The 3189-nt window shown below is 71.1% G+C and carries 3 protein-coding genes; 2 read left to right on the top strand and 1 reads right to left on the bottom strand.

Features of this window, described 5'->3' with window-relative positions; all coding sequences use genetic code 11:
* Window positions 1–390: 390 nt before the first annotated feature.
* Both KBI44_21740 and KBI44_21745 read left to right on the top strand, forming a co-directional pair.
* On the top strand, window positions 391–1983 hold the full coding sequence (locus KBI44_21740) for an FG-GAP repeat protein (GenBank protein MBP9147110.1): 1593 nt from the start codon (window positions 391–393) through the stop codon (window positions 1981–1983).
* 202 nt (window positions 1984–2185) lie between these two features.
* Window positions 2186–2614, top strand: a complete 429-nt coding sequence (locus KBI44_21745) for a YciI family protein (GenBank protein MBP9147111.1) — start codon at window positions 2186–2188, stop codon at window positions 2612–2614.
* Window positions 2615–2981: 367 nt separating this feature from the next.
* Here KBI44_21745 and KBI44_21750 read toward each other — a convergent pair.
* Window positions 2982–3189: hypothetical protein (locus KBI44_21750; protein MBP9147112.1), on the bottom strand; the 208-nt coding region annotated here is incomplete at its 5' end.

The following is a 3189-nucleotide window of genomic DNA, read 5'->3' on the forward strand; positions in this document are numbered from 1 at the left end:
CTCAGCGGTGCCAGACGATTTCCCGGGCTGGTACGCCGGGGACACGCTCCAGCCCGGGGGGATCGGCTGGATGGTCGCAGCGGGGCCGACGGGCTTCAGCATGTCCCCGGCTGCGGGGGGCGATCGCCCCAGGACGTTCGTGGCAGCTTGGCCCGGCTCGCTTCGCGTGGGGTCGGCACGCGCAGCCCTTCTGTCGCATTTTGCGGGGGGAATGCGAGGTAAGGGATGGGAGCCGACATCGCCGCCGCGGAAGGCGCTCCCTGAGTTGGCGGCATTCAGGAGAAAGGCAGGCTCAGGATGCTGTACGAAAACTCTGCTGGTCGCGGGACTTTCGCGCTGTTGTTTGTCGCGGGAGCGCGGTTTGTTGCGCGAGCTCGATTTGCCGCGGTCATGACGCTCTTCGTCCTTCTTCCCAACGCGGCGGAGGCGCAGCTGTCTGCCACTGGCGGGGTCTACTTCGAGCAGGACGGCGGGGCGACCAACGAGGACCCGGCGGTGGATGACCGCTTTGGGCGGGCGGTCGCGGCGGGGGACTTCAACGGCGATGGCGTGGACGATCTGGCGGTCGGTGTGCCGGGGGAGACCGTGGGCGGCCTGGGCTTCGCTGGGCGGATCTCGGTGCGCTATGGCGGGCCGGGCGGCATTCCGGCCGGCGTCGAATCGAGTTGGGCGCTTTCGAACCTTGGCGTGACCGGGCTCGTTCCCGATGTCGGCGACTCCTTCGGCGCCTCCCTCGCCGCTGGCGACTTCGACGACGACGGCTACGACGACCTCGCCGTGGGCGTGCCCTACGCGCGGATCGAACGTCCCGACGGTTCGTTCCACGACGGCGCCGGGGCGGTGATCGTCCTCTACGGCTCCGTCGGGGGGCTCTCCAACGGCGGCGCCCAGGGCTGGTGGCAGGGGCGGAACGAGCTCGCGGGGGTTCCCGAAGTGGACGACCGGCTCGGCCTCGCGCTCGCGACGGGCGATGTCGACGGCGACGGTTTCGATGACCTCGCCATCGGCGTCCCCTTCGAGGACGTCGGCAGCGTAGTCGACGCCGGCGGACTCAACCTCTTGCGCGGTTCCGCGATCGGCCTCACCGCCTTCTACACCGGCGAGCAGGTCTGGACGAAAGCCAGCTTCGGCCTCTCGGAGGAGGAGGGCGCGCAGTTCGCCACGGCGCTCGTCTTCGGCGACTTCCTGCTCGACGGGGCGGACGACCTTGCGATCGGCAATCCCCAGGAAGACCTGACCGGCGGAGAGAACGGCGGCGCTGTGCTCGTGGCGCAGGGTCTCCCCGGATCGGGGCTCGCCGAGGCCGGCGAGCAGGTTCTGGTGCAGGGCTTTCTGCCGGTGCCCGGGGGCTCCGGCGAGGGCCATCGCTTCGGGGCCGCCCTCGCGGCCGCCGACTTCGACGGCGACGGAATCGACGATCTCGCGATCGGCTCGCCCGGCGAGAGCTGGCCAGACGACGACGGTGGCGAGCTCTTCGATGTCGGAGCGGTGTCGATCGTGACCGGCGACCCGGCCGGATTCCTGGCCAACGGCTACGGCTCGCGGATCGAGCGCGCCGAGCTCGGCACGGCCGCCAATCTGGATGCGTTCGCCTCCAGCCTCGCCGCCGGCGACTTCGACGGCGACGGCGCCTGGGAGCTCGTCATCGGGGCGCCCGGCGCGACGGCCGGTGGCGTTGCCGCAGCCGGCGCGGTCTACGCGATTGCGCGGCCCGACGCCTCGCCGTCCGGGGAGGTGACCGTGATGGTCCAGGCCCATGTCGCGCCGGGCGCCGCCGAGACCTTCGACAACTTCGGCGCCGCGCTCGCGGTTGGCGACTTCGACGGCGGCCACTACCTGGATCTCGCGATCGGGGCGCCGAACGAGAACTCGGGGGCGGTCAGCAACGCGGGAGCGGTCAGCGTGTTCGTGAGCGTCGTCCTCTTCCGCGACGGATTCGAGAGCGGCAACGTCGGGCCGTGGTCTGACGCGGTGGGCGACTGAGGATGGGTTCCCTCGGCTGCGGGCGGGGGTTTTTCCGGGCGGCGGGACCGGCGGCTCGGGGACCGAGAGGTGGAAAGGCTCGGCGCCTGAGCTAGATTTCGTCCCCAATGTCGATCTTTCGCTCCCCCGTTCGTCGCCCTGATGAAGGCCGAGGGGGGTGCGAACTCCGAGAGACCCCGCCGGAACCCGACCAGGAGGCGTCATGCGAGTGATGGTGATCGTGAAGGCGACGGCAGAGTCCGAGGCAGCCAAGAGTCCCCTCGACGCGGAGGGCGCCGACGAGATGTTCACGGCGATGGGCAAGTTCAACGATGAGCTGATCCAGGCGGGGGTCATGGTCAGCGGCGACGGGCTGCGGCCGAGCCGGTTCGGCAAGCGGGTCCATTTCCGCGGGCGCGAGCGGTCGGTGACCGACGGGCCGTTCGCGGAGACCCGGGAGCTCGTGGCCGGGTACTGGATCTGGCAGGTGGGCTCGATGGACGAGGCGGTCGAGTGGGCCAAGCGCTGCCCGAACCCGATGCCGGGGCCGAGCGATCTCGAGATCCGGCCGCTGTGGGAGGCCGAGGACTTCGGGCCGGAGATCGCGGCGGAGGTGGATGCGCAGCGGGTGAGGCTGTCCGAGCGGGGCTGACGCCTCTTTGGCCGGCGCGCTCGCGGTACGCCGGGGACACGCTCCAGCCCGGGGGCTCGAGTGAGCGACCGCGCCGGGATCGACGGGCTTCAGCATGTCCCCAGCTGCGGGCGAATTTGGTAGGTCCCGGTCCCGGTACGCCGGGGACACGCTCCAGCCCGGCGGCTGGAGTGAGCGACCGCGGCGGGGTGGACGGGCTTCAGCATGTCCCCGGCTGCGGGGGGAGTCGAAAGCGGGTGGTACGCGGGGACACGCTCCAGCCCGGGGGGAGCAGCTGTGCAAGCTCGGCGTGGGTGGGCGGGCTTCAGCATGTCCCCAGCTGCGGGGGGCGGGGAGCTACCGACTCGCCCCTCGGTGCGGGGATCCCCTACGGTGTCGCGACTCCTGACCACAGGGTGGCGCGGGCTTGCTCGAAGCCGTCGGCGAAGATGTAGTTGCTTTCGAGGCGCATGGCGAAGGTGACCGTGTTCGGCGCGCCGCTTGCGTCGCCGACGATCACCGGCCGGCCGCCCCAGAGCTCCAGATGCCGGGGCCGGTCCGCTTCGGTCTCGCCCGGTTCGTAGTCGAAGTCGTGG

It is taken from the genome of Thermoanaerobaculia bacterium (assembly GCA_018057705.1).
Classification (GTDB): domain Bacteria; phylum Acidobacteriota; class Thermoanaerobaculia; order Multivoradales; family JAGPDF01; genus JAGPDF01.